The 24,931-nt window shown below is 45.5% G+C and carries 25 protein-coding genes; 18 read left to right on the top strand and 7 right to left on the bottom strand.

Annotation, left to right across the window (positions count from 1 at the left end; translation table 11 throughout):
* Positions 1-8 precede the first annotated feature (8 nt).
* The 5 genes from AB685_RS30250 (at position 9) to AB685_RS09295 (ending at position 2,145) form a co-directional block, all read left to right on the top strand.
* A complete protein-coding gene (locus tag AB685_RS30250) occupies positions 9-212 on the top strand; it encodes a hypothetical protein (protein WP_082153571.1) in 204 nt (67 codons plus the stop codon).
* Positions 213-225: 13 nt separating this feature from the next.
* Positions 226-747 carry a DUF420 domain-containing protein gene (locus tag AB685_RS09310; protein WP_047970298.1) on the top strand — a complete coding sequence of 174 codons (522 nt, stop codon included), beginning with the start codon at positions 226-228 and terminating at the stop codon, positions 745-747.
* 36 nt (positions 748-783) lie between these two features.
* A complete protein-coding gene (locus tag AB685_RS09305; protein WP_128755828.1) occupies positions 784-1,122 on the top strand; it encodes a YwdI family protein in 339 nt (112 codons plus the stop codon).
* 135 nt (positions 1,123-1,257) lie between these two features.
* Entirely contained in the window at positions 1,258-1,554 is a 297-nt protein-coding gene (locus AB685_RS09300; RefSeq protein WP_047970296.1) for a hypothetical protein, read from the top strand.
* A gap of 222 nt (positions 1,555-1,776) precedes the next feature.
* The gene (locus AB685_RS09295) at positions 1,777-2,145 is read left to right on the top strand and encodes a DUF423 domain-containing protein (protein ID WP_047970295.1); all 369 of its coding nucleotides are present in this window, start codon (positions 1,777-1,779) and stop codon (positions 2,143-2,145) included.
* Between the two features lie 120 nt (positions 2,146-2,265).
* On the opposite strand, the gene gerQ is transcribed toward AB685_RS09295, so the two are convergent.
* Both gerQ and hemQ read right to left on the bottom strand, forming a co-directional pair.
* Entirely contained in the window at positions 2,266-2,802 is a 537-nt protein-coding gene (gene gerQ / locus AB685_RS09290; RefSeq protein WP_047970294.1) for a spore coat protein GerQ, read from the bottom strand.
* Positions 2,803-3,103: 301 nt separating this feature from the next.
* Positions 3,104-3,847, bottom strand: coding sequence for a hydrogen peroxide-dependent heme synthase (gene hemQ, locus AB685_RS09285; protein WP_047970293.1), 744 nt, complete (start codon positions 3,845-3,847; stop codon positions 3,104-3,106).
* Positions 3,848-4,325: 478 nt separating this feature from the next.
* On the opposite strand from hemQ, the gene pta reads away from it, so the two are divergent.
* The gene (gene pta, locus AB685_RS09280; RefSeq protein ID WP_047970292.1) at positions 4,326-5,300 is read left to right on the top strand and encodes a phosphate acetyltransferase; all 975 of its coding nucleotides are present in this window, start codon (positions 4,326-4,328) and stop codon (positions 5,298-5,300) included.
* Between the two features lie 234 nt (positions 5,301-5,534).
* Complete coding sequence (locus tag AB685_RS09275; RefSeq protein WP_047970381.1) at positions 5,535-6,365, top strand: biotin/lipoate A/B protein ligase family protein; 831 nt, start codon at positions 5,535-5,537, stop codon at positions 6,363-6,365.
* 65 nt (positions 6,366-6,430) lie between these two features.
* Here AB685_RS09275 and AB685_RS09270 read toward each other — a convergent pair whose 3' ends face one another.
* The gene (locus tag AB685_RS09270; protein WP_047970291.1) at positions 6,431-7,222 is read right to left on the bottom strand and encodes an RsfA family transcriptional regulator; all 792 of its coding nucleotides are present in this window, start codon (positions 7,220-7,222) and stop codon (positions 6,431-6,433) included.
* A gap of 233 nt (positions 7,223-7,455) precedes the next feature.
* Here AB685_RS09270 and AB685_RS09265 point away from each other — a divergent pair, with 233 nt between their 5' ends.
* The 4 genes from AB685_RS09265 to AB685_RS09250 all read left to right on the top strand — a co-directional run bounded on the left by AB685_RS09265 (position 7,456) and on the right by AB685_RS09250 (position 11,667).
* Positions 7,456-7,680 carry a DUF1450 domain-containing protein gene (locus AB685_RS09265; RefSeq protein ID WP_047970290.1) on the top strand — a complete coding sequence of 75 codons (225 nt, stop codon included), beginning with the start codon at positions 7,456-7,458 and terminating at the stop codon, positions 7,678-7,680.
* A gap of 506 nt (positions 7,681-8,186) precedes the next feature.
* Positions 8,187-9,485, top strand: a complete 1,299-nt coding sequence (locus AB685_RS09260) for an HD domain-containing protein (RefSeq protein ID WP_047970289.1) — start codon at positions 8,187-8,189, stop codon at positions 9,483-9,485.
* Between the two features lie 30 nt (positions 9,486-9,515).
* Positions 9,516-10,022: a YwgA family protein gene (locus AB685_RS09255; RefSeq protein ID WP_047970288.1), complete on the top strand. Its 507-nt coding sequence runs from the start codon at positions 9,516-9,518 to the stop codon at positions 10,020-10,022.
* 364 nt (positions 10,023-10,386) lie between these two features.
* Entirely contained in the window at positions 10,387-11,667 is a 1,281-nt protein-coding gene (locus AB685_RS09250; RefSeq protein ID WP_053073769.1) for a DUF2254 domain-containing protein, read from the top strand.
* 41 nt (positions 11,668-11,708) lie between these two features.
* On the opposite strand, the gene AB685_RS09245 is transcribed toward AB685_RS09250, so the two are convergent.
* Positions 11,709-11,894: a 2-hydroxymuconate tautomerase gene (locus tag AB685_RS09245; RefSeq protein ID WP_047970287.1), complete on the bottom strand. Its 186-nt coding sequence runs from the start codon at positions 11,892-11,894 to the stop codon at positions 11,709-11,711.
* A gap of 136 nt (positions 11,895-12,030) precedes the next feature.
* On the opposite strand from AB685_RS09245, the gene AB685_RS09240 reads away from it, so the two are divergent.
* Positions 12,031-12,546 carry a YwhD family protein gene (locus AB685_RS09240; RefSeq protein ID WP_047970286.1) on the top strand — a complete coding sequence of 172 codons (516 nt, stop codon included), beginning with the start codon at positions 12,031-12,033 and terminating at the stop codon, positions 12,544-12,546.
* A 350-nt stretch (positions 12,547-12,896) separates the two neighbouring features.
* Here AB685_RS09240 and AB685_RS09235 read toward each other — a convergent pair whose 3' ends face one another.
* Positions 12,897-14,966, bottom strand: a complete 2,070-nt coding sequence (locus tag AB685_RS09235; protein ID WP_047970285.1) for a PBP1A family penicillin-binding protein — start codon at positions 14,964-14,966, stop codon at positions 12,897-12,899.
* 345 nt (positions 14,967-15,311) lie between these two features.
* Here AB685_RS09235 and speE point away from each other — a divergent pair, with 345 nt between their 5' ends.
* From speE to AB685_RS09205, 5 genes are all read left to right on the top strand, one after another.
* On the top strand, positions 15,312-16,139 hold the full coding sequence (gene speE / locus AB685_RS09230) for a spermidine synthase (protein ID WP_047970379.1): 828 nt from the start codon (positions 15,312-15,314) through the stop codon (positions 16,137-16,139).
* A gap of 317 nt (positions 16,140-16,456) precedes the next feature.
* Entirely contained in the window at positions 16,457-17,329 is an 873-nt protein-coding gene (gene speB / locus AB685_RS09225; RefSeq protein ID WP_047970284.1) for an agmatinase, read from the top strand.
* 358 nt (positions 17,330-17,687) lie between these two features.
* Complete coding sequence (locus tag AB685_RS09215) at positions 17,688-18,143, top strand: DUF1934 domain-containing protein (RefSeq protein ID WP_047970282.1); 456 nt, start codon at positions 17,688-17,690, stop codon at positions 18,141-18,143.
* A complete protein-coding gene (gene argS, locus AB685_RS09210) occupies positions 18,140-19,810 on the top strand; it encodes an arginine--tRNA ligase (RefSeq protein WP_047970281.1) in 1,671 nt (556 codons plus the stop codon). The genes AB685_RS09215 and argS overlap by 4 nt, the downstream gene beginning before the upstream one ends.
* Before the next feature lie 105 nt (positions 19,811-19,915).
* Positions 19,916-20,092, top strand: coding sequence for a DUF1427 family protein (locus AB685_RS09205; RefSeq protein ID WP_047970280.1), 177 nt, complete (start codon positions 19,916-19,918; stop codon positions 20,090-20,092).
* A 91-nt stretch (positions 20,093-20,183) separates the two neighbouring features.
* Here the strand turns inward: AB685_RS09205 and uvsE are convergent, their stop codons facing one another.
* Entirely contained in the window at positions 20,184-21,137 is a 954-nt protein-coding gene (uvsE, locus tag AB685_RS09200) for a UV DNA damage repair endonuclease UvsE (RefSeq protein WP_047970279.1), read from the bottom strand.
* A gap of 27 nt (positions 21,138-21,164) precedes the next feature.
* Positions 21,165-22,358, bottom strand: a complete 1,194-nt coding sequence (gene cls, locus AB685_RS09195) for a cardiolipin synthase (protein ID WP_053073776.1) — start codon at positions 22,356-22,358, stop codon at positions 21,165-21,167.
* Between the two features lie 279 nt (positions 22,359-22,637).
* On the opposite strand from cls, the gene AB685_RS09190 reads away from it, so the two are divergent.
* Positions 22,638-24,752, top strand: a complete 2,115-nt coding sequence (locus AB685_RS09190; protein WP_047970277.1) for a (Fe-S)-binding protein — start codon at positions 22,638-22,640, stop codon at positions 24,750-24,752.
* Positions 24,753-24,931 lie beyond the last annotated feature (179 nt).

Raw genomic sequence — 24,931 nt, 5'->3', positions numbered from 1 at the left:
GAAGAAGGGTGGCTAGTCGAATAAACTGCTTGAAATGCAAGCATTATTATGTGACATGGGATGCCAAGTTTCCGAAAGGCTGCAGGGCATTCGGGTTTAAAACGAACCAAGTTCCTTCCGTTGCCGTCCTCCGATCTTCTGGAAGCCCGTGCTTAAAGTTCGCCCCGAAAGATTCACCAATAAAACCCGGCCAGAACGGGTACTATGTGTAAAAGGAGTTTCCTTATGAAAAAAATAAATTATTTGCCATGGATTATCGGTATCTCTATCGCGGTCAATGCGTTAGTGGTGGTATTGTTTTTCCTGCCCCAATATGAAGGGCTTGCTCACGTGGACTTGACCTTTCTGCCGATGATGAATGCGATATTCAACAGTTTCACCTTTGTCTTTTTGGTGTGTGCCCTTATTGCGATCAAGAAGAAAAATATTACCGTGCACCGCCGATTTATTTTGGCGGCATTTACATCCACCACACTGTTTTTGGTTACATATGTGACGTATCATTCGCTTACTGAATCAACTCCATTCGGCGGGGAAGGAATCATCCGTTCCATCTACTTCTTCATTCTGCTGACTCATATCGTGTTGGCGGTAGTGATTGTACCGTTGGCGTTGTATTCATTGGCTACAGGCCTTAGCATGCACAAAGAACGCCACCGCAAAATAGCGCGCTGGACGATGCCGTTGTGGTTATATGTCAGCTTGACCGGAGTTATTGTGTATTTGATGATATCGCCGTACTACTAAGAATGACATTGTAAGATTTAGAATAAGGAGGGATGAATGATGAGCATTACACTCGATAAGGTCCTTGCACGCCTAGAGTCGGAGCTTGAGCGGGCGATGGACACGGGAAATGTACAAAAAAAGCGCGAGCATCTTGCCGCAATGAAATCGTTGTGTGAGTTGGCGCTGGAAACAGATGCGGATGTTGCAGATCGCGTAAGTGCTTCGGAGGCTGTGCATGCTCCTACTTCCCGTACGCCTCACTACCCTCAAGCGTCCTATCAACAAACAGCACCAAACTACACACCACCAACCCAAGCACCACCAATAGCAAACGTCCCATCCAAACCAATCAAAGAAGACGACGCAAATGGGGATTCGTTGTTTGATTTTTAAAAAAGAATAAAAGGGGTCAGACCCCTTTTATCTCTCTAACGAACTAAAGTGAACTTCCCACCACAACTTACCATACTAAAAACGGCAATGTAACCTAAACTATAAACACCCCAGTAAGTAATGGAGGTGTTTTACATGCCTGGTGGTACAGAGGGAACGATGTTGGGTTTGGCAGCGTACGTGAACAGCAATTTTGATTCATCGACAAAGCTTTCCCACGATCGTTACGAAGTTTATGTAAATGGTGACTTTGTTGGGCAGAAGAACTTGCTCTCCACTAGAGAAGATGTCACAAGTGTCAATGAATTCTTGCAATCACATGGATATAATGACTTTTTGTCTAACATAGATGGTGATCATTATCATATACAAACGAAAAAAAGAGAACGCGAGCTAAAGCAGGCTCTCCAGATTTATCTTCATTCAAGATAAGTTTAAGTTTAATGCCCTATCCACTAATTAATATGTGTGGAGGGGTTTTTTGTTTTGTTTGGAGAGGGGGGAAGTGAACATTGTGTGTACTTCCAAGTTCTTTAACAGGACAAGCTTAGGTGTACGGCTTGGTCCAGGGAAGCTAATACTATATAATTCATTATATTGAAGAAGTATTTCTTATCATATCAGTCCTTAACTTAAGAAAGGTGGAAAACAACCGTGAATTTATTCATCATCTTAGCAGCAATAAACGGGTTTTTGGCAGTCGCGCTGGGTGCATTCGGTGCCCACGGCCTTGAAGGAAAAGTGTCGGAAAGAATGATTGAAATCTGGAAAACCGGTGTTACCTACCAGATGTTCCATGCGGGTGGCCTCTTCGTTGTTGCCCTACTGATGGAACGATTCAGCAGCACCGGCCTATTAAACGCAGCTGGCTGGTCCTTCCTGATCGGAATTATCCTTTTCTCAGGGAGCCTATATGTGCTAACCCTTTCCGGAGTCAAAGTACTCGGAGCCATCACACCACTCGGAGGAGTCGCATTCCTCATCGGCTGGGTACTCATCATCGTCGCAGCTGTGAAAGCATAATAGTTGTTAGTTGATTTATTGCGTTTTTTACCGCGTTGAAGTTTTAAAGCGGTAAAAGGGGTCTGACCCGCTGTGCGTTAATGCGTTAACACAGCATCGTCAGCCCCCTTTTATTTATCGTTATCTTGGTTGGTATTGGCTTAAGCCTTGGCCGCCGCTGTTGAATGGGTATTCGTAGTCCAGTTCTTCGTCGAAAGTGATGTAGTCTAGGTAGACCATCAGGAGCAGATAGCGTTTTCCAGTTTGCGGATCACTAAGGATGATGTGATCACGTCCTGCCGCTTCGATAATTCCTTTGAATATTTTGGCGTTCCACTCGCGGTTATTTTCGAATGTCATGTACACGGTTGCTAGCTTTCCGCGATTTAAACGGAGAATATTTTCGATATAGGATTGTTCGAGTGGAAGCATACCTGGCACATCAGGACCACCTTGCTGGCCTCCAGATTGAAATTGAGTAGGATAAGATGGTATGCCTGTTTGCTGACCTGCAACTTGCTGTTGTGGTTGTGGTTGCATCTGTTGCATCGGAAAACCTCCACCTCCACCGCCGCCATACCATTGCTGTCCATAGTTTCTTAAATAGGATGAGTAAGGATCTGCTCCGTACCCCGCTGAAAAAGGGGCACCTGCTACCTGTGAAAACTGTTGATTCATCTGTCATTCCCTCCTCAAAACTTTTATCTGCTTCATCGTGAGAAATAACTCCCATTTCCACGCCTCAAACCCTTTATAATGGCACATAGACCTATTGTTCACATAGCGGTTGGGCTAAGACGGGTGTTAAGATTCAAGTAATTAAACTACACTACTTGATTGTATGAAAATTGGAGGAGGAATATGACAGGGGTGGAAGAGGTAAGGGTGTTGTAACCCAAAAGCCTAAATCAAAAAAACGCCAAGCCACCAAACTGGAAATCCAGTCAGTAGACTTGACGTCATCAAAAAATTCGTTATTTTACACATGCAAGAAAGAGTACACGCTGTCCTCTTCCAAAAGGTTACCTACGTAGAACGCTCCGAACTCACCGAAACGTGCGCTCACTTCGTCAAAGCGCATTTCATAAACAAGTTTCTTGAATTGAAGTGCTTCGTCAGCAAATAAGGTAACACCCCACTCGTAATCGTCGAAACCTACAGACCCAGTGATAACTTGCTTCACTTTTCCAGCATACTGACGGCCGATCATACCGTGGCTACGCATCATGCGACGGCGATCTTCCATCGGCAACATGTACCAGTTGTCTTCCCCGTTGCGGCGCTTGTCCATCGGGTAAAAGCAGACATGCTTCGCTTTTGGCAATTCTGGGTATAGTCTAGCGAGGATTTGCGGGTTCTCGTAAGGGTTCTCGCCTTCCGGTAAATAATTGCTAAGCTCCACAATCGACACATACGAGTGCACAGGGATTGTGTATTGAGCCAAAGTAGTTTTATTGAATTCATTTTCAATGGCATTCAATTCTTCCAAAGTAGGTCGAAGAATCATCATCATGAAGTCCGCTTTTTGTCCCACAATCGAGTACAAAGCGTGGCTTCCGTTTTTCTCTAACTGGACATTGTTCCATTTTTCTACAAGTCCTAGAAATTCATTAATAGCCGATTGGCGTTCTTCGCTCGAAAGCGTCTTCCAAAGGCCCCAATCTACTGTACGAAAATCATGCAGGCAATACCAGCCATCTAATGTTTGAGCTGCTTCACTCATTACAATCACTCCTTGAAAAGATTGTCTATGTATCATGTATCCTTTCTTACTATATCACAGTTTTGCCATGACTTCTTGTTTGTAAAACTAAAGCTCTTTTCCATATTTACCGTTTGAGCATGAACCTGTAAAAAAATCGGGTGTTGGATTTTTTTATGTAAAGTCTAATTGTTTGCTTAAACGTTATTTTAAAAGTCGTTATAGGAAAAGAGCCCGACAGCATCTAGTTACAGGTGATAAATGTAGCTCGAAATCTTTACAATTGTGTGAAGGGTCTCAAACCGGATAAATGTGAAACCTTCATGAATAGGATGAGGCAGCTCAGATACAATAGTAGGGCATAGGTGGAGCAGTTTTTTTAGAAAATAAAGACTTTTTTCTGTAAGCGATAACAATAGAAGGTATCGGTTGCTTTTCCATGTTGAAGGAGTATCCTAAACAATAGAAGCGAAAATAAAGCGGATTAGGAGTGACCTTTGTGAGTGACTTATTTCAAACATTAAAAGACAAGGTAGCAGGCAAAGATATAAAGATTGTATTCCCGGAAGGTAACGACGAGCGTGTGTTGACTGCAGTAGCACGTCTTGCTGCGGAAAATATGGTTCAGCCGATCGTGGTTGGAGATCTGGATGAGATCAACGGACTTGCATCCGAATTGAAACTGACATTAGATGGCGTGGAAATCTACGACCCGAAATCGTACGAGCATTTAGACGAGCTTGTGGCATCATTCGTGGAGCGCCGTAAAGGAAAAGCAACGGAAGAGGATGCACGCAAAATATTAATGAACCCGAACTACTTCGGAACGATGCTTGTACACGTGGACCGTGCACAGGGACTTGTAAGTGGAGCGGCACATTCGACAGCTGACACAGTGCGTCCGGCCCTTCAGATCATCAAAACAAAAGAAGGCGTCCGCAAAACTTCCGGCGTGTTCATCATGGTCCGTAATGACGAGAAGTATGTATTCGCAGACTGCGCGATTAACATCTCCCCTGACAGCAACGACCTTGCGGAAATCGCTGTGGAAAGTGCGGCAACAGCGAAAATGTTCGGTATCGATCCGAAAGTCGCGATGCTAAGCTTCTCCACAAAAGGATCAGCAAAATCCCCTGAAACTGAGCGTGTGGTGGAAGCGGCTCGTATTGCTTCCGAACGTGCACCAGAGCTTGTTGTGGATGGAGAGTTCCAATTTGACGCGGCATTCGTACCATCTGTTGCGGAAAAGAAAGCACCAGGTTCTAAAATTCAAGGTGACGCCAACGTATTTGTATTCCCGAGCCTTGAAGCAGGAAACATCGGCTACAAAATCGCCCAGCGCCTAGGAAACTTCGAAGCGGTAGGCCCGATCCTTCAAGGTCTGAACAAACCGGTAAACGACCTATCCCGCGGCTGCAGCGTAGAAGACGTGTACAAGCTTGCGCTGATCACGGCAGGACAAACGGTTAACTAAGATTGGATGTTAGTGAGATCTTCAATTTGATTCTAAAAAGAAAGAGGTATGCGCCGGAATATGCGCATACCTCTTTTTAGTATTCGACGGAGAGATAGAAAATCCTTTGGGGGTCTGACCCCCAAAGCCACTTTCTTTCCACAAAAGCATGTATTATAATGCTAAGGAACCTAAAAGTACGAGATTTGTAGAGGAGCAATAAGGATTATGACAGAACCATCTTTCCAGCCAGCCATGCAGCTGTTGCAACAGCCGAGCTGGCGAATTATCGACCAAACTTCATTAGGGGCATCTTTTCATGCACTGCAATCTTTTGCGATGGACGACACGTTATGTACGTCTGTTGGAAAAGGTGATAGCGGAGCGGTATGCCGGACGTGGGTGCACCATAATACCATCGTGCTCGGTATTCAGGACACAAGGCTCCCGTACCTTCAAGCAGGAATCGACTACTTGAACAGCTGTGGCTATGAAGTGATTGTCAGAAACTCTGGAGGCCTGGCAGTAGTTCTTGATAAGGGGGTCCTGAACATTTCCCTCGTTTTTCCGGAAGGCGAGAAGTCCATTGATATAAATAGAGGATACGACGCAATGTGGGAACTTACAAAGCACATGTTCCGCGACATCCCTCACATCATCGAAGCAAAAGAAATTGTTGGCTCCTATTGCCCTGGCAGCTACGACCTCAGCATTGAAAACAGAAAATTCGCAGGCATCTCCCAGCGCCGAATTCGCGGAGGGGTCGCTGTGCAAATTTATTTGTGCATAGATGGAAGCGGCTCCGAACGGGCTGCTATGATCGGAGAATTTTACAGACGTTCCCTTCAAGGAGAACAAACCAAATTTGCTTTTCCGACAATAATCCCGAACGTGATGGCATCACTAACAGAACTGACTGGCCAAAATCTGAACGTGCAAGATGTGATGCTGCGATTGCTGACTTCACTTAAAGAAATAAGCGGGACCATTTTCTCCAACACCCTGCATGGCCAGGAAATGGACTGGTACGAACAATACTTTGCCAGAATCATGGAACGGAACGAAAAAATACTAGGCAAACAATAAAAAGACAAAGGTGCCTGACCCCTCTTTAACACTTTAACTCAAGTGGGGTCAGGCACCTTCTATTTCTATTCCGCCAGTTTCTCCAAATTACCGTTGCGGTCCATCATGAACTTGGATGGCACGTGGTCTTCTTCGTCAAACAAGACAAGTTTGCGGGCGCGGTTCATGATTTTCATGAGTGTTTCGTAGTCTTCCTGAACCGTCACCTGCTCGTCTTGAAGTTTTTGAACACGCTTTTCCAGTTCGTTGTTCGCACGGGAAAGTTCGGCATTCTCTTTTACTAATCTCTCATTTTCCTGTTGTAGAGCGCTAGTATGGACGTTTGAGTGTTTCATGGTTTGTAAGAAACCAATCACCTGCTCCATCGATAGAGTGGCTCCATTTCCGTTGCCACTGCCATACGTAGCAAACGATGGCTGCGACTTCAGTTCTGCGGCTCTTCTTTCCACTCTCGTTTGAGGGGCGGTAACAGGCAGCTGCGGTTGCTGTTGAGACGAAAATGCTTCAAACGCCTCAAACGCTTCCGACAGCGGCTTTTCTTCCATCTGCTCCAACACATAAGGTAGTTCCTCATTCACAACAACTTCAGGCGGCGTGTACAACAGCTTCTTCGTAGGCTGTCCAAGGGCACGTTGACGTTGCTTTCGCTGTTTCTTTGCAAGCTGCAACGCTTTTTCATAGTCATGGCGGACAACCGCGTTCCAGCGGAAACCACAAGCAGCGGACGTACGGTTCAACTTGTCGCCAACCTCCTCAAACGCATTCAGCTGCGTGCTCCCTTCACGGACATGGCGCAGTACGGTTTCTGCAAGCAATAAATCATTCTCTTCGGACCAAGCATCTTGACGATCTTTCATATATTATCCAACTCCCTTATTCAATCATCGTTCTGTCTATATTTTTGACGGAGAAAAAAATATTTATACATATTCATAGAAAAAATTACTAGATTGTTATCTGTCGCGATTTCGCCTCAAATCTCCTAGAAACGAACTTGCATTGTCACATGATTCCCTGTAAAATACCTTTTAGTTAACGAACGATAAAGTGATTCGCATCACTTTTTGAATAGAAAGGGCTGTGTAGAACCATGGCAAATGAGTTTCGCATTTGTGATGACTGCGATGCAACCAACGTGAAAACCCTGATTCCGAAACTAAAAAAAGTTGACGACGGGGCATGTGTGGAAGTGGGCTGTCAATCCTATTGCGGGCCGGGAAGAAAGAAGTCGTTTGCATTCGTAAACAACCGTCCCGTATCCGCACCAACGGAAGATGAACTGATAGATAAAATTATGAAAAAGCTAAAAAAATAAAATCGCCTCTGTATTCGTACAAAGGTGATTTTTTATTCGCCTTTTATAGAAAATGCAAGACTAACCAGCAACCAAGTAGGGTAAAGCTTAGAGGTAGTTTCCCTGTTTGTCGCAGTGCAGGGTGTTCGACTCCAGCGGGAGGTAGCGGTAGACTTGAGACCCCGCAGGGCGCAGCAGCCCGAGGAGGCTCAAGATTGTCGCCCCGCGGAAAGCGAAGCTATTTGCGGAAATCAACAGCGGTGTTTACCCAAGAACTAAAATTCAGTACTTTTTCAGTGGCCTCGGCAAAGCCGAGGAGGCTCAAGCACCGCCCATTGGATAAGCGAACACCCGGAACGAAGACTAACAGGAGTTAACCTAAATACTCATAATTCGAAAAATGACTAAAACCATCTTACCCGTAAATCCAAACAATCCATCCTTTTCTTGTAAAATATTTACGATATAATAGAGTTATCAAGAAAACAGTAGATAAATATTATGCCGAAAATAATGAGGTCAATTACATGAGTTATGCTACGGAAAAACTGAGTGAAGAAAAGGTGTTTAAAGATCCTGTGCACAGATATATCCATGTGCGCGACAGGGTTGTTTGGGATTTAATCGGTACAAGGGAGTTTCAACGTCTGCGTCGTATCCGCCAGCTAGGTACTACCTATTTGACGTTCCACGGAGCTGAGCACAGTCGCCTTAACCATTCGTTAGGGGTGTATGAGATTGTGCGCCGCATCATTGATGATGGGTTTGAAGGAAGGCAGGACTGGAATCCGGATGACCGCCTATTATGCTTGTGCGCTGCCTTATTGCACGACCTGGGCCATGGTCCTTTCTCGCATTCCTTTGAAAAAGTTTTCCACCTCGATCATGAGGATTTCACCCAGGCCATCGTGTTGGGGGATACGGAAGTGAATGCGGTGCTCCGCAAGGTCCATAGGGATTTTCCGAAGGATGTGGCCGAGGTCATTGCCAAAACGTATAAAAATAAATTGGTAGTCAGCATGATTTCTAGTCAGATTGACGCTGACAGGATGGACTATCTGCAGCGTGACGCCTATTTTACAGGTGTTAGCTACGGGCATTTCGATATGGAACGTATTCTGCGCGTGATGCGTCCGAGGGAAGACCAGGTCGTAATCAAGTCGAGCGGAATGCATGCGGTGGAAGACTATATCATGAGTCGCTACCAGATGTATTGGCAAGTATATTTCCATCCGGTAACAAGAAGTGCGGAAGTTATTTTGACGAAAATCCTGCACCGTGCCAAACAATTACACCAAGAAAATTACACATTCAAATATAATCCTGTTCATTTTTACTCCCTTTTTGAGGAGGAAATATCAGTGGAGGACTACATAAAGCTTGATGAAGCGGTAATTATGTATTACTTCCAATGCTGGCAGGAAGAAGAAGATTCGATATTAAGTGACTTATGTCGACGATTTATGAACAGGAATTTGTTTAAATACGTCGAATTTAATCCTAATAAGCAAATGATGGACTTGATGGAACTCACAAGTCTCTTTAAAAAGGCAGGTATCGACCCTGCATACTATTTGGTGGTGGATTCCTCCTCCGATCTGCCGTATGACTTCTATCGTCCGGGAGAAGAAGAGGAACGCCTTCCGATTCACCTGCTTATGCCAAACGGGGATGTTCGTGAGCTTTCTAGGGAATCCGAAATTGTGGATGCCATATCCGGCAAAAGAAGAACCGATCACAAGCTTTATTTTCCACAAGACATGCTAGAAGATCTATCATCCAAAAAGACGGCAAAGAAAAAAATTAAAGAGATACTAGGAATATAGGCAACGGCTAAGGTTAGGAGATGAAAGGGTTTGTTGACAGATCACGCAAAATTAATGAAGGTGTTTGCATCGGCAGGAGAAGTCATCGGGAGAAAGAAATTACAGAAAATGGTGTACATAGCAAAAAAGCTGAACTACCCATTCTATGAAAAGTACAATTTCCATTTTTACGGACCATACTCAGAAGAGGTGACGTTGCGAGTAGAAGAACTTTGCAATCTCGGGTTCCTAAGCGAGCTGAAAGAGAACAAAGGGGGCTACTCCCAATACCGCTACGCCCTGACGGAAAATGGGGAGGAGTTCTTGACCCACTACGATCTTGAAATGCCAAACCTGAACGAATGCATGACCCAGATGAACGAACAGAGCTCCCGCTTTCTGGAGCTCGTATCCACCGTACTATTTTTCGAGAACCTGCCTCCTGATGAGGTAAAGGAAAAAGTCTTCACCTTGAAAAGCAAGCAGCGCTACACGGCGGAAGAAGTGGACGAAGCATACGAATATATCGAAAATCTGCGTGCTTGTATAAAGCAATGATAGATGGACTGGAGCTCTCCTGATTTTGAGAACAGCCGGTCGCATAAAGCTCAAAAGGATGGTTGGATCCTTTTGGGTTTTTTATTTTGGGGGGCAAGGTAGCAATCTGGGGATATGCCTGTTGGTCAAATTGTACCATCGTTACAATAACGGCTGAAAAAGTTACAATTCATCCACGAAAAGTTACAATTACCCTCAAAAAAGTTACAATACCCAATCGAAAAGTCACAATAACTAAAAAAGTACCCGTAATTCACCTGATTTTCTGCTGCGTAATGTCTGCTCCAATCCAAAAAAGCTTAACCCCACCCAAAAAAGGGAATGCTACTTACACAAAGCCCATAAAAAGAGGAGCAATATACATATGGAAAAGTGGACCCTAAGAGCAAGGAAGGAAATCTGGTTTGTACCGAGTTTGTACGCACTGGCAAGTATCATTCTTACGGCAATTGTTATTTCAATTGATACCGTGTTTGCGGATTCTGTTCAAGAATATCTTCCGAAAATCTTTTTCACCAACGTGGATCTCAGTACGACCATTCTAAGCTCGATTGCAACGGCCATCCTCACGATGACCACAATCTCTTTTTCCACCATCATGGTCGTTCTGACAACCTATTCGAGTCAGTTTTCGCCTCGGACGCTACAAGACTTCATGACACAAAAGACTACTTTGCGTGTGCTTGGTGTGTTTGTCGGGTCTTTCATCTATTCCGTCCTGTCGCTGCTATTCATGAAGGATTGGCTGGATGAGCAACGGGTCCTGGCCTCAGGAGTGAGTGTGATCTTGGCCGTCATCTGTGTCGGCTACTTCGTATTCTTCATCCACCATGTGGCGAGGTCCATCCAGGTCAGCAAGCTTATCGAACGGCTCATGAAAGAGGGGCTGATTTCCGTCCAGAAGAGGAAACTTCTCTACAAGGCGGAGAAAATTACATTTGGGACGATGGAAACTCCGACAACCTACGCAGATAAAATAGAGCTCCGTCCGAAAGCGACAGGCTATGTCCAAGTGATTGATATGGAAGGGCTGGCATCCAAAGCGAAAGAGCACAAATTTTATATCATTTTTTCAAAAAGGATCGGGGACTTTGTGACTGAACGCACCATGTTTGCCGAGGTTTATTATACGGAGAAAAAGCCAAAGGATCTGGACCTGACTTCCTATATTGAGGTCGGGGAGGAGCGAACGCCGCTTCAGGACGGGGAGTTTGCTTTGCAAAAGCTTGCCGAAGTCGCGCTGCGTGCAATTTCACCAGGGATCAATGACCCCAACACCGCCAACAACTGTATCCGATATATGAGCAGGCTGCTGATTGAGTTCGGAGAGGTGGATTCGGAGGCTATTTCGTTTCTTGATGATAATAAGGAGAAGCGTGTCACTATACCGCAGAGGACATTCGAAAAAATCTTATATACGGCGTTCTATCAGATCCGGATTTACGGGGAAAGGGATATATCTGTTGTTTTGACGATGCTCGAATGCCTGATACTTACTGCGGAGGGAAGTAAAAAGGAAGTCAGGAATAAAATCAGAAATATGTGGGGATTCCTGGTGGACAGTATCAAAGAGGAGTTATTTGAGCCGCTCGATTTAAAAATGATAGAAGAGAAGAAACAAAAGTTAAACAGATTGTTGAACTAGAAAGGGATTCGGAAGTATGTCCGAATCCCCTTAACTGCATCTTATTGGTCGCTTAAACGCTTGCCGCCCACAGCATAGTGGCCCTTTGTCATTTCTTCAATAAAGACGACAATCTTTTCTTCAGGTGCTCCGGTCGTTTCACTGACAGCTGTTGTCACTTTCTCCACCAACGCTTTTTTCTGTTCCTCGCTACGGCCTTCTAGCATCTTCACGGTTACGTATGGCATAACGTGCACGCTCCTTTATACTTCTATTGTTTTTCCATCTCTCATAAATTATTGTATAATTAAAAGAAAAGCGCAAGCGGCACGAACGGAGTAGCCACTGCAGCGCAGCTACATAAATGGTAAGGGGGCAAGAATGATGGATCAGGAAAAGAAAAAGAAACCAATCGGCTTTAATATCATAAAAAACGACCCGACAGATGGGCACGGTGGATTCGGAATCGGGGCGTTGAGTCTGGATAATGTGTCACCTGTGTTTGTAGATGTCGAGGGTGGAGATGCTTTTGTGGACATCGGGGCAATGCATGCGCGCAGCACGGTGGAGCGCGGCATTAAATTTCTGCCGAACAAAGAGGACGTTCCGAATGGAAAACCATTTTGGCTTGTGTGGGTAACAATTGACCGGAGGCTTGAGGGACCGTATTATGCCGGGGTGACCGCATGTGAAATGACAGTGGACCGTGAAATCAGAAGAGGCTACAAATCCCTTCCAGAGCATGTCAACAAGATGGATAAATCCATGAAGCGCCATATCATGGTGGCCCACATGGATGACCGCTCCAAAGCTATCCTGCAAAACTATCTAGAGTCACATGATAGTGGAATGTGGGAACGGTCTTCCGAAGATTTGAAAAAAGGATTAGCTACTAACTAATTTGTCAAGGGCTTACCGAAAATAAAGTTGTGACATTTTTTTGAATGTTCGACTCTACCCACTTGAGTTATTTCGACAAAAAAAGTAAACTTAATCTACATGTGTAGAACACATGGAAAGCTAGGACACCTAAAACCCCCGGGAGACATCCTGGGGGTTTTAACTTTCTTAGGATACTATTTTAATTATCTCACTTAACTCCCTCATGATTTTCGTTCCCAGGTGTTCGAAATTTCCTAGGGGCGGTGCTTGAGCCTCCTCACAACGCTTCAGGGGTCTCAAGCTACCGCTATCTCCCTCAGGAGTCTCACACCTTGCACTACAATCATAAGGGGAAATTTGTTATAACATTACATCCAAGGTACAAATCGCTTCCACCATTTTTTATTTTCTTCTTTTGGCTGTTCCTCAGAGGTTGCTTCTTCCTTTTTAACATCTTCTAAATGAGCCATGCAATACTCCGTCGGCTCGGTCCCTTTTACATAATAGCTCAATCGGGAAACGGGACAGTCGCTTGTGGCAAGGAGCCCGCTTTGAGGATTGACCTGCACCCCGACAACGCCTTCTGTCGGAGCGAACGCCACGACAGATTTATTGTCCAGGGCTCGTTCCATGAATCCCGCCCACAGATTTTTCGCATAATGTTTTTCCGCCGAAAGCGTAACCGCTTGGTCGCGGTCATAGCCTGTCCAGACGGCACTGACGAGCTGTGGGGTGTAGCCGATCATCCAGCTGTCGGTTTCCGTGGAACCTGACTTTCCGGCGTAGGGTCTTGTCAGCTGGTCCCGTATCGTATTGCCGGTTACAGCCATGTATCCGTTTAAGGCCGGATCGAACATTCCTGTCATCATATGGTTCAGTACGAATGTCACATCAGGGTCCAACAGCTGCTTCGTTTCTTTTTCCCGCTCAAAAAGCACCTCTCCACGGTAATTCACCACTTTTTCAATGAACACAGGCTTGACCGATTTCCCCCCATTGGCAAATACACTGTACGCATTCGCCATATCAAGAACCCGGACGGGGGAGGTACCAAGCGCAAGTGATGGAACGTCCTTGATCTGCGAGCGGATTCCAAGCTCTTTTGCCTGCTTAGTCAGCTCTTTTTCACCAAGCAGCAGATGTGTTTTGACGGCAAATACATTATCGGATAAAGGCAAGGCCTGCATCATAGTCAGCGTATCATTTGCATAGTAGTTGTTGAAATTATGAGGCGTGTACGTCGATCGTCCGTCGTCCACCTGGAAGGTCGTCACCTCACTCCGGAAACCGGTGGACGGGGTGAATCCTTGCTCAAGTGCTCGGTAATACAATAGCGGTTTGAATGTCGACCCTGGCTGTCTTTCGGCTTGCGTTACCCGGTTGTACGGACTCTCTTCATAATCTCTTCCACCCACAAGCGCAAGCACCCTGCCTGTTTTCGGATCCATGGAGACAAATCCGACCTGCATAGCGGACTCCGGATCGAACGTTTTCTCCACTTCTTCCTCGGCAATGGCTTGGAGCGTTGGATCCAAGGTGGTATAGATGTGAAGACCGCCCATCTCAAGCTCCTTCTGCAAGTTCAACTCATTTCTGATTACGGACCGAACAGCATCCTGAAAATAAGGTGCCATAAATTCCTTTGGCAGATGTTCACGGTTTCCATAAGTCAGCGGCATTGCTAGTGCATCCTCAGCGACTTCCTTCGTAAGAGAGCCGTTTTCCACCATGGAACTCAAGACAATCTTTTGCCTTTGGAGCGCACGCTCGCTGTCCACATAAGGGGAGAATACCCCAGGACCTTTCGGAATTCCCGCAAGCATACTCGCTTCTGCTAGCGTTAGTTCTTTTGCCGGCTTGTTAAAATAATAATAGGACGCCGATTCGATTCCATAAGCGCCATGACCATAGTAGATCGTATTCAAATAGCCTTCAAGAATCTCTTCCTTCGAATAGTTAGCTTCAATTCTAATAGTATAAAGCGCCTCTTCCATTTTCCGCTTCCACGTCTTATCGTGAACGAGAAAAAGATTACGTGCATACTGCTGGGAGATCGTGCTTGCACCTTGCACCTTCGCGCGCGCCTTGATATCGGCAAGAATCGCTCCACCAATCCGCTTCGGATCAAAGCCGTGATGGCTAAAAAAGCGTCGGTCCTCCACCGCAATCGTGGCATCAATCAAATAAGGGGAAACATCCTCTAACGCAACCCAATAACGTTTCTCGCCACTATGAGCCTCCCCAATAATCGAACCGTCCTTGCTGTAGATAATTGAGGACTGGGTCACAGAAAGGGGAGGGGCACCCTTGGACTTCGCATAGATCCACACACCGCCAACCAGCAGGAAGAAAGAGATTGATAGGATAATTCCCACAAAAAACAAGGCACGAACATATTTTATAACCTGCTGAAACCGGTCATTTGTGATTAATTCCATTTTTCTCAACCCCCTTTAAATGTGGCATCTATTTATTTAAATTCTCCATAAACATAAAAACAGTTTTTATTTCCTAGTATGAAATTCTTAGAACCTTTTTAAACATTTATAGAAAAATAAAATTTTTACTTGAATTTTTGCTAGATTCATCTATACTTTTTTCTTGGTGATGAGAAAAGTGGAGGCGGTTGTTTTATGGACTGCCGAAGCACGAAATCCCGATTAATCAATGTTTCATTTTTCATCGATAGGGAACGATAAAGACGAGCATTTAACGATAGAAAATTTCGATTATGGCCGCAAGATAGATAGATCATTTTATTTTGGAAGGGAATGTTGTACAAAATGGAATTATGGTACACAGAATATCAAACGAAAAACTTCGGTATCACAGCGAAAATTAAACGCACTTTACATACAGAGCAGACGGAATTCCAAAAGCTTGATATGGTAGAAACAGAAGAGTTCGGCAACATGCTGATATTGGATGGCATGGTCATGACAACGCAAAAGGACGAGTTCGTCTACCACGAAATGGTGGCACACGTGCCTTTATTCACACACCCAAACCCTAAGAACGTGTTGGTTGTTGGTGGAGGAGACGGCGGAGTGATCCGTGAAGTGCTGAAGCACCCTAGCGTGAAAAAAGCAACTTTAGTGGAAATCGACGGAAAAGTAATCGAGTACTCCAAAAAATACCTTCCGGAAATTGCAGGAGAGCTTGAAAATGAGCGCGTTGAAGTGAAGGTTGGCGACGGCTTCATGCATATCGCAGAAAGCGAAAGCGAATATGACGTAATCATGGTAGACTCCACGGAGCCGGTTGGACCAGCTGTAAACCTATTCACAAAAGGTTTCTACGCAGGAATTTCCAAAGCGCTAAAAGAAGACGGTGTATTTGTAGCACAAACGGACAACCCATGGTTCACACCTGAACTGATCACAAATGTACAACGCGACGTACGTGAGATCTTCCCGATTACACGCCTTTACATCGCAAACATCCCAACATACCCAAGCGGAATGTGGACATTCACAATCGGATCCAAAAAACACGACCCACTGGAAGTAAGCGAAGACCGCTTCCACGAAATCGAAACCAAATACTACACCAAAGACCTGCACAAAGCAGCATTCGCCCTACCAAAATTCGTTGCTGATTTAATCAAGTAATGCGGTAGAGGGCTAAAAGGGGTCTGACCCTCAACGCTTTAAAGCGCTGAGGGTCAGACCCCTTAAATGAAAAAATCAACTATGAGGGTTAAAAATGAGTTACGTCATGATTTGATCTGTTTCCCCTGGTGAATGAAGTGCAGGGTGTGAGACTCATACGGGAGGTAGAGGTAGACTTGAGACCCCGCAGGCAAAGCCGAGGAGGCTCAAGCACCGCCCCGTGGAAAGCGAACACCCGCAACGGAAATCAACAGGGTGTTGACCAGTTCACATCATTTTCATGGAAGCCTACCCTCACTCAAAGGAGGAACCCACACATGCGTTTTGATGAAGCTTATTCAGGTAACGTGTTTATAAAAAGCCACCCAAGCTTTGAAGATAGCCAAGCAGTAATATACGGAATGCCGATGGACTGGACGGTCAGCTACCGCCCAGGTTCCCGTTTCGGCCCGTCCCGCATTCGCGAAGTGTCAATTGGACTTGAAGAGTACAGCGCATATTTGGACCGCGAGCTGGAAGAAGTGAAATACTTTGATGCCGGGGACATTCCATTGCCTTTCGGAAACCCGCAAAAAAGCATCGACATGATTGAAGAGTACATTGATGGACTTTTAGCCAAAGACAAGTTCCCACTTGGAATGGGTGGGGAGCACCTTGTATCCTGGCCGGTTATCAAGGCGATGTACAAAAAGTATCCCGATCTTGCCATCATCCACATGGACGCTCACACAGATCTTCGTGACGACTATGAAGGCGAGCCGCTTTCCCACTCCACACCAATCAAGAAAGCAGCAAACCTGATCGGCCCGAAGAATGTGTACTCATTCGGAATCCGTTCTGGCATGAAGGAAGAGTTCCAGTGGGCGAAGGAAGTCGGCATGCACATCTCCAAATTCGAAGTGCTCGAGCCGTTGAAAGAAATCCTTCCAACTCTAGCAGGCCGTCCTGTTTACGTTACGATCGACATCGATGTACTTGACCCAGCACATGCACCTGGTACTGGAACGGTGGATTGCGGCGGAATCACATCCCGTGAGTTGCTTGCATCCATCCATGCAATCGCAGGCTCAGATGTGAACGTAGTTGGAGCAGATCTAGTGGAAGTGGCGCCGATCTATGACGCTTCTGAGCAGACAGCCAACACAGCGAGCAAGCTGATCCGTGAAATGATTTTAGGTTGGGTAAAATAAGAGAATAGAGTTAGGGCCCTGTTTTCCGAGCGCGAAGGTGCAAGGGGACGGGGCTGATTTTTGTGGTTAGACAAACGGAAAAAATCCCTTCATAACTCCACATAATCCCTTCACAAGCACTCATAATTCCGTCACAACTCGATTTGTCCGCAAAAGAATCACTAAATTCACCCTCCCTAGCCACCTTACAGCCGACCGGGGAAACATTTCTTCTCTCAAAATCCATCAACTTTCCCTCCCCAATCAACATCCTCTATTGAACTCCCACCACAACTTGTTTTATACTATGAAGGTTATAGAAAAAATAGCGCAAACCAAATAGCGTAAATATAAAAGAGATATAAGGATGTGGGGCCAGATGGCAGACAATCAAAATCACTTAAAAATGCCGATAAAGGTGACGTTCCAGTCGGAAATAATTCATGCGGATAATGACAGGGAATTTGTTGTGTTTGGAGCAGATGGTCAATACTACATAAAAGGTGAATCAGAATACATCGTCTTCTCGGAAGAGCTCGAAGGGAAGGAGAAGGTCGATTGTTTTTATAAAATAACAGACAAGGAAGTGCGTCTGAAACGTTCGGGTGACATTAAGATGCTGCAATCCTTCCGTGCTGGAGAAACGACAGAAGGTAGCTACCAGGGGGCCGGCGCAGGTTTCCAATTTGAAACCGAGACCGAAAAAGTGGTCATGATGAAGGATCCAAAGAACAACCGAGGCTGTTTGCAGCTGAACTATAAATTGAAGGTTCAAGACGAAATAACCGGTCAATACTTGATAACAATTAACTACGAGGAGGAACAGGCAAGATGAATATAGTAGAACAAGTACAAGAGCGCCTGAAAGCGGAAATTAAAGCGTCCGTTCTAAAAGCAGGCTTGGCAACAGAGGAGCAGATTCCAAACGTTGTTCTTGAAACACCAAAAGATAAAGCAAACGGGGACTATTCCACAAACATGGCGATGCAGCTTGCACGCGTTGCAAAAAAAGCTCCGCGCATGATTGCGGAAGAAATCGTGAAAAATTTTGACCAGTCCAAAGCCTCCATTGAAAAAATTGATATCGCAGGTCCTGGTTTTATCAACTTCTACATGGACAATGCCTACCTTACGGAACTGATCCCGACAATCCTGAATGAGGGGTCCAATTATGGTAGTTCCAATGTCGGTAACGGCGAGAAAATCAATGTCGAGTTCGTTTCGGCAAACCCTACAGGAGACCTTCACCTTGGACATGCCCGCGGCGCGGCAGTAGGGGATTCCCTATGTAACGTACTGGACAAGGCAGGCTACGAAGTAACACGCGAATACTACATCAATGACGCAGGTAACCAGATCAACAATCTTGCGCTATCTGTAGAGGCACGCTATTTCCAGGCGCTTGGCCATGAATCGGAAATGCCGGAGGACGGCTATCACGGAAAAGACATCATCGGGATCGGCCAGGCAATTGCTGATGAGTTCGGCGACCGTTTCGTCAACGAATCAGAAGAGGACCGCCGCAGCTTTTTCCGTGAATATGGCTTGAAATACGAGATGAAAAAACTGCAACAGGACCTAGAAGAGTTCCGTGTCCGTTTTGACGTTTGGTACTCAGAGACTTCCTTATATAACAACGGAAAAATTGATGAGGCATTGACTACTCTTAACGAACAGGGTCACATCTACGAAGAAGAGGGAGCAACTTGGTTCCGCTCAACTGAATTCGGTGATGACAAAAATCGTGTACTAATCAAAAATGACGGGTCCTACACGTATTTGACGCCGGATATCGCGTACCACCAAGATAAACTGAAGCGCGGCCATGACAAGCTGATCAATATTTGGGGAGCGGACCACCACGGCTATATCCCGCGTATGAAGGCAGCAATTGAAGCATTAGGCTACGGAAAAGATGCATTGGAAGTGGAAATCATCCAGCTTGTCCACCTTTTCCAAAACGGTGAAAAAATGAAAATGAGCAAGCGTACTGGTAAAGCGGTAACGATGCGCGACCTGATGGAAGAAGTGGGCTTGGATGCCGTACGTTACTTCTTCGCAATGCGTTCAGGTGACACGCATTTGGACTTCGACATGGATCTGGCAGTTTCCCAGTCCAACGAAAACCCGGTATTCTACGCTCAATACGCACATGCCCGTATTTGCAGCATGCTTCGCCAAGGCGAAGAGCAAGGACTGAGCCTAGAAGGAGATTTCGCGCTTAAGCACATCTCCTCTGAAAAAGAGATCGACTTGCTGAAAAAACTTGGGGAATACCCACTTGCGGTAGCAGAAGCGGCAGAAAAACGCATCCCACACCGTATCACGAACTACACATTTGAACTGGCATCCGCCTTGCACAGTTTCTACAACGCTGAAAAAGTGCTGGATGCAGACAATATGGAAAAATCCAAAGCACGTCTTGGCCTGATGAAAGCCGTTCAGATCACCTTGCAGGACGCAATGAGGTTGATTGGGGTTTCTGCGCCAGAGAAGATGTAACAATATAGGAACATAGAAAGCTCTCTACTGGAATTTAGAGTAGAGAGCTTTCTTTTGGTCAAAATAAACAACATAAGACAAAAACAACAAGGGAGTTTTTCAACAATGAAAGAAAGCTTACTAGCACTAGCAACCGGAATGGTCGTAGGATTCCTATTCGCCCTATTCCGCCTGCCAATCCCAGCACCACCCGTATTCTCCGGCATCGTAGGAATCGTCGGCATCTACCTCGGCTACCGCCTCTTCACCTGGATAGCCCCAATCTTTCAAACAAGCAACTAACATACAAAAGTGATTGCAAAACAAAAAAAGGGGTCTGACCCTCACCGCTTTAAAGCGCTGAGGGTCAGACCCCTTTTATCTCTTCACCGCATCACCACTCAACCGCACCACCGCTAATCCTCTTTACCCCACGGATTTTCGCGATGTCTTCGCACAGCTGCAAAGCGGCTTCGTCCTTCCTTTTCGCTTCCACCATAAAATCAACATCCTGCCCAAGCTCAACGACCACTTTCAAAAACTCCATCAAAAATTGCACATCCACATAGTCGGCATGGTGCCGCAACTTCTTCTCCGAGATAGGGGAGGAGATATGTATCTTAGGAATGATGCCGATATCCTTCCACGTCGCAAACACCCGCGGCAGCAACTCCTCCCACGACACAGAACTAGGATTGGCATATTCATGGTGATAATCGAACGCCAGCGGAATCCCAAGCTCCTCGCACAACACCATCGTCTCCTCCGTTGTATAGGTCTTGTCATCATTCTCCAGTGTCATCCTCGCTCTAACTTCATCCGGAAGCTTCTTAATATTCTCCCGAAACCGCTCGACAGCAAGTTCCTTGTTCCCATAAGCCCCACCGACGTGGATATTGATAGTCCCTTCACCCTCTAGCCCCATCGCCTTCAGCATTTCATAATGATAGACCATATCAATCACGGCATTCTCTGTAATGTGCGGTTTATCACTCGTAAACAAAGTAAATTGGTTGGGATGAAAGCTCGAACGCATCTCATATCGCTTCACGAGATCCCCAATCTCCCTGAACTCATCGGCAAAAGGCGTGACAAAATCCCACTTCACCTCAGGATGAGTGGCAAGCGGGACAATGGAGGAGGAGAATCGGAACACCTGAATTTCATGCGCGATACAGAAATAGATGGTCCTAAGCGTGCTCTTCAAATTTTCTCGCGTTACAGCCAAAAGCTTCTCTTTTCCCTCATCAGCAGACATCTGTTTATATCGGGTATAGGTCAACGTCCTGGCAGGGGAGGCCTCCCAGAGCGTCCAGGACTGAGATACAAACCCAAATCGAATCCTCATGGAACCGGCTCCTTTCAAAAGCTTACATCACATCAACGGGGCAAGAATCTTGGAAAGTTGTTCCTTACTCTTGTCTAAAAACGAACGATTATGAATAAACTCTAACGTCAACTTTTCCGAATTGTGGATGTCCTTATGAATCTCTTGTACGGTCATATGGACGAATTCCTTATCAAAAATCAAACAATTTATTTCATTGTTCAAAAACAAACTCCGTTTATCAAAATTTGCCGTCCCGATATCACACGTATGATCATCAATTACCATGACCTTTGCATGATAAAAGCCAAGGTAAAAACGGTACACTTCCGCACCCGCTTCAATAATGGTCCTAAAGTAGGGAAAGGCCGCATCCATGACCAATGCATGATCAGCCCTGGCCGGAACAAGAACGGTGACCTTCACACCACGTTTCAGCGCAACAAGCAGTTCATCCAACAACGGCTCACTCGGAATAAAATAAGGAGTACAAATAATAATGGAGTTCTTAGCTTTTTGAAGAAGTTTTAAAAACGTTTCGCTCAGGTGCCCGCCATTTGTCGGAACAAGCTCATGTGTAATCGGGCCGCTCTCCAACACAGGGTAATACGTATCCCCCCACTCGCGCGAAGGAAAATCGCCTGCCTGCTCCCAGTTTTGGATGAACTGCGCTTGAAGATCCTGTACACCTTCACCTTCAAGCTTCAAATGATAGTCGCGCCAAACGCCAAATTCCGGATCCTGTCCCAGATACTCTTTTCCAATATTAAATCCCCCTACATAACCGATCTTCCCGTCAACCACCGTGATTTTCCGGTGATTACGCTGATTGATGCTGAAGAAGAAGAAAGGGAAAGCGGGCTTATGATAAACCTCCACTTCAATCCCGTGCTGCTTCAGCTCCTTGATTGTCTCTTTTTTTACATCAAATGACCCAAAATAATCAAGAAGGAGCCGAACCTCCAGGCCTTGATCTGCTTTATCTTTTAAAATCGATAAAAACTCTTTGCTGGCATGATCGTCCCGTACCATGTAAAAAAGGGTATGGATATGGTTTGTCGCTTTACGCATATCATGGAACAAATCCTTATATAGCAAGTTTCCATCGGAATATAGAAGAATGTCGCCTTGGCGTTTAGGGAATTTCAACCTTTTAACCTCTTTTAAATGTTTCTTTCTGCCCAGATACAAATCTAGTGCCAACCATCCGAAAATCAAGCCGACAACCAATATGAAATACAATACTACTACCATGTTCTTCCCTCCCGCTAACACGTCCATTTAGTTTTTACGTAACTGGGCCTTCTTATCCTATATCTAATTACCTATACCCCCGTTCAACAAAAAATAAAGCCATCTTTTCAAACTAAATGTGTTGACTGAATGCTCATTCAGTTATAAGATAAGGGTAAATTACTAAAGTTCTGAAAATTATATTCTTTCCAAACATTAGGGCTCTTTCGTTGCAAATAACACGTAAATTGCCGACATTAAAAGGGGACACGAAAGGAGTGGAGAGATGTGAGTAACGGTTTGTTAATTGCCAATTGGATTTTAACGATAATTGTAACCGCTTACGCATTATCGCTGTTTGTTTATTTAATCAGAACAAGGATTCAATTCATCAAGCTAGGGAAAAAAGTTGAATTCGATAACAAAGTGAAAGAACGATTGGATAAAGTATGGGTCAATGTATTTGGCCAAAAGAAATTATTGAAGGATAAGAAAAGTGGAATCATTCACGTCATGTTCTTCTACGGATTCCTGATGGTGCAACTTGGGGCACTAGATCTTATCATCAAGGGGCTTGTACCTGGGGCACGCTTGCCGCTAGGACCGCTGTATCCGGCATTCACCTTCTTCCAGGAACTTGTGACACTTATGATTCTTGTAGCGGTTGTGTGGGCATTCTACCGTCGCTATATTGAAAAACTTGTCCGCCTAAAAAGGGGCTTCAAATCAGGACTTGTTCTACTGTTCATCGGTGGTTTAATGCTTTCCGTCCTATTTTCAAACGGTATGGGAATCATCTGGCATGATCACGGTCTGACTTGGAGTGAGCCGGTTGCATCCGTCTTCGCCTTCTTATTCGGCTGGATTAATGAAACGGCTGCCATTGCACTGTTTTACGTAGGCTGGTGGATCCACCTATTATTCCTATTAACATTCCTTGTCTATGTGCCGCAATCCAAACATGCGCATTTAATTGCAGGACCAGCGAATGTGTTTTTCCACCGTACTACTAACGCGGGGAAATTGGAAAAAATCGATTTTGAAGACGAAACACAAGAAACATTCGGTGTCGGGAAAGTGGAAGACTTCACCCAATACCAATTGATTGATATGTACGCATGTGTCGAGTGTGGCCGCTGTACCAACATGTGTCCGGCTACAGGCACAGGAAAAATGCTTTCACCAATGGATTTAATCATTAAAATCCGTGACCATTTAACTGACAAGGGAGCGGCCATCACGTCCAAATCCCCTTGGGTACCAACATATGCCTTCAACAACACGCAAGGAAATCAACTTGCCATGGCTGCTGCCGGCAAAGGGGCACAGGAAAGTGCGGCAACAATCGAATACAGCCCGAGCCTGATTGGTGACGTCATCACAGAAGAAGAGATCTGGGCATGTACGACCTGTCGTAACTGTGAGGACCAATGTCCGGTAATGAACGAGCATGTCGATAAAATCATCGACCTTCGCCGTTACCTGGTTCTTACAGAAGGAAAAATGGACCCAGACGCGCAGCGTGCGATGACCAACATCGAGCGCCAAGGAAATCCATGGGGCCTAAACCGCAAAGAGCGCGAAAACTGGCGCGATGCAGCACCGGAAGTAAGCATTCCGACCGTAAAAGAAATGAAGAAATCAGGAGAAGAGTTCGAGTACCTCTTCTGGGTAGGGTCCATGGGATCTTTCGACAACCGTTCCCAGAAGATCGCCATCTCTTTTGCAAAATTACTAAATGAAGCTGGCGTAAAATTCGCGATTCTCGGCAACAAGGAGAAAAACTCCGGAGATACACCGCGCCGCTTAGGAAACGAATTCCTATTCCAGGAGCTTGCAACAAGCAATATTGCGGAATTCGAGAAAAACGAAGTAAAGAAAATCGTCACGATCGACCCGCATGCCTACAACATTTTTAAAAACGAGTACCCGGATTTCGGCCTCGAAGCTGAAGTCTACCACCACACAGAAGTGCTGGCGGAGCTTGTAAAAGAAGGAAAGCTGACACCTGTACACGAGGTAAAAGAGACCATCACGTACCACGATTCCTGCTACCTCGGAAGGTACAACGAAGTCTACGAGCCACCACGTGACATCCTGAAAGCCATCCCAGGCGTAAAAGTGGTCGAAATGAACCGCAGCCGCGAAACGGGCATGTGCTGTGGAGCCGGCGGAGGACTCATGTGGATGGAAGAGGACACAGGCACACGTGTCAACGTCGCCCGTACCGAACAAGCACTTGAAGTCGCACCAAGCGTCATCAGCTCCGGCTGTCCATATTGCCTGACGATGCTTTCCGACGGCACCAAAGCCAAGGAAGTAGAAGAAAATGTCGGCACCTACGACGTAGCAGAATTACTTGAGCGTTCCGTATTCGGTGAAAAACAGGAATTAGTATCATAATAGAAAAATAGATTCACGGCTCAAGGTGTACGTAGTTCTCTACGTGCACCATATGCTTTTCACCAAAACTGAGCGACCGTTCAGTTTTTGGATAGAAATATTGTAAGCGTTAACAAATGTTGTTTACAAATTCCCCCCAGTTGATTGAAGTGCAAGGTGTGAGACTCCTGAGGGAGATA

The sequence above is a fragment of the Bacillus sp. LL01 genome (assembly GCF_001037965.1).
This window is presented reverse-complemented; position numbering and strand designations above follow the sequence as displayed.

Excerpts from the sequence above, each read along its gene's own strand:
- uvsE (WP_047970279.1), bottom strand. The coding sequence starts at position 21,137 with ATGAGGATTCGATTTGGGTTTGTATCTCAGTCCTGGACGCTCTGGGAG.
- gerQ (WP_047970294.1), bottom strand. The coding sequence starts at position 2,802 with ATGAATCAACAGTTTTCACAGGTAGCAGGTGCCCCTTTTTCAGCGGGG.
- AB685_RS09215 (WP_047970282.1), top strand. The coding sequence starts at position 17,688 with ATGGCAGACAATCAAAATCACTTAAAAATGCCGATAAAGGTGACGTTC.
- AB685_RS09205 (WP_047970280.1), top strand. The coding sequence starts at position 19,916 with ATGAAAGAAAGCTTACTAGCACTAGCAACCGGAATGGTCGTAGGATTC.
- hemQ (WP_047970293.1), bottom strand. The coding sequence starts at position 3,847 with ATGAGTGAAGCAGCTCAAACATTAGATGGCTGGTATTGCCTGCATGAT.
- AB685_RS09250 (WP_053073769.1), top strand. The coding sequence starts at position 10,387 with ATGGAAAAGTGGACCCTAAGAGCAAGGAAGGAAATCTGGTTTGTACCG.
- AB685_RS09300 (WP_047970296.1), top strand. The coding sequence starts at position 1,258 with ATGCCTGGTGGTACAGAGGGAACGATGTTGGGTTTGGCAGCGTACGTG.
- AB685_RS09260 (WP_047970289.1), top strand. The coding sequence starts at position 8,187 with ATGAGTTATGCTACGGAAAAACTGAGTGAAGAAAAGGTGTTTAAAGAT.
- AB685_RS09235 (WP_047970285.1), bottom strand. The coding sequence starts at position 14,966 with ATGGAATTAATCACAAATGACCGGTTTCAGCAGGTTATAAAATATGTT.
- AB685_RS09245 (WP_047970287.1), bottom strand. The coding sequence starts at position 11,894 with ATGCCATACGTAACCGTGAAGATGCTAGAAGGCCGTAGCGAGGAACAG.
- AB685_RS09265 (WP_047970290.1), top strand. The coding sequence starts at position 7,456 with ATGGCAAATGAGTTTCGCATTTGTGATGACTGCGATGCAACCAACGTG.
- AB685_RS09275 (WP_047970381.1), top strand. The coding sequence starts at position 5,535 with ATGCAGCTGTTGCAACAGCCGAGCTGGCGAATTATCGACCAAACTTCA.
- speB (WP_047970284.1), top strand. The coding sequence starts at position 16,457 with ATGCGTTTTGATGAAGCTTATTCAGGTAACGTGTTTATAAAAAGCCAC.
- AB685_RS09270 (WP_047970291.1), bottom strand. The coding sequence starts at position 7,222 with ATGAAAGATCGTCAAGATGCTTGGTCCGAAGAGAATGATTTATTGCTT.
- speE (WP_047970379.1), top strand. The coding sequence starts at position 15,312 with ATGGAATTATGGTACACAGAATATCAAACGAAAAACTTCGGTATCACA.
- AB685_RS09305 (WP_128755828.1), top strand. The coding sequence starts at position 784 with ATGATGAGCATTACACTCGATAAGGTCCTTGCACGCCTAGAGTCGGAG.
- AB685_RS09240 (WP_047970286.1), top strand. The coding sequence starts at position 12,031 with ATGGATCAGGAAAAGAAAAAGAAACCAATCGGCTTTAATATCATAAAA.
- argS (WP_047970281.1), top strand. The coding sequence starts at position 18,140 with ATGAATATAGTAGAACAAGTACAAGAGCGCCTGAAAGCGGAAATTAAA.
- AB685_RS09310 (WP_047970298.1), top strand. The coding sequence starts at position 226 with ATGAAAAAAATAAATTATTTGCCATGGATTATCGGTATCTCTATCGCG.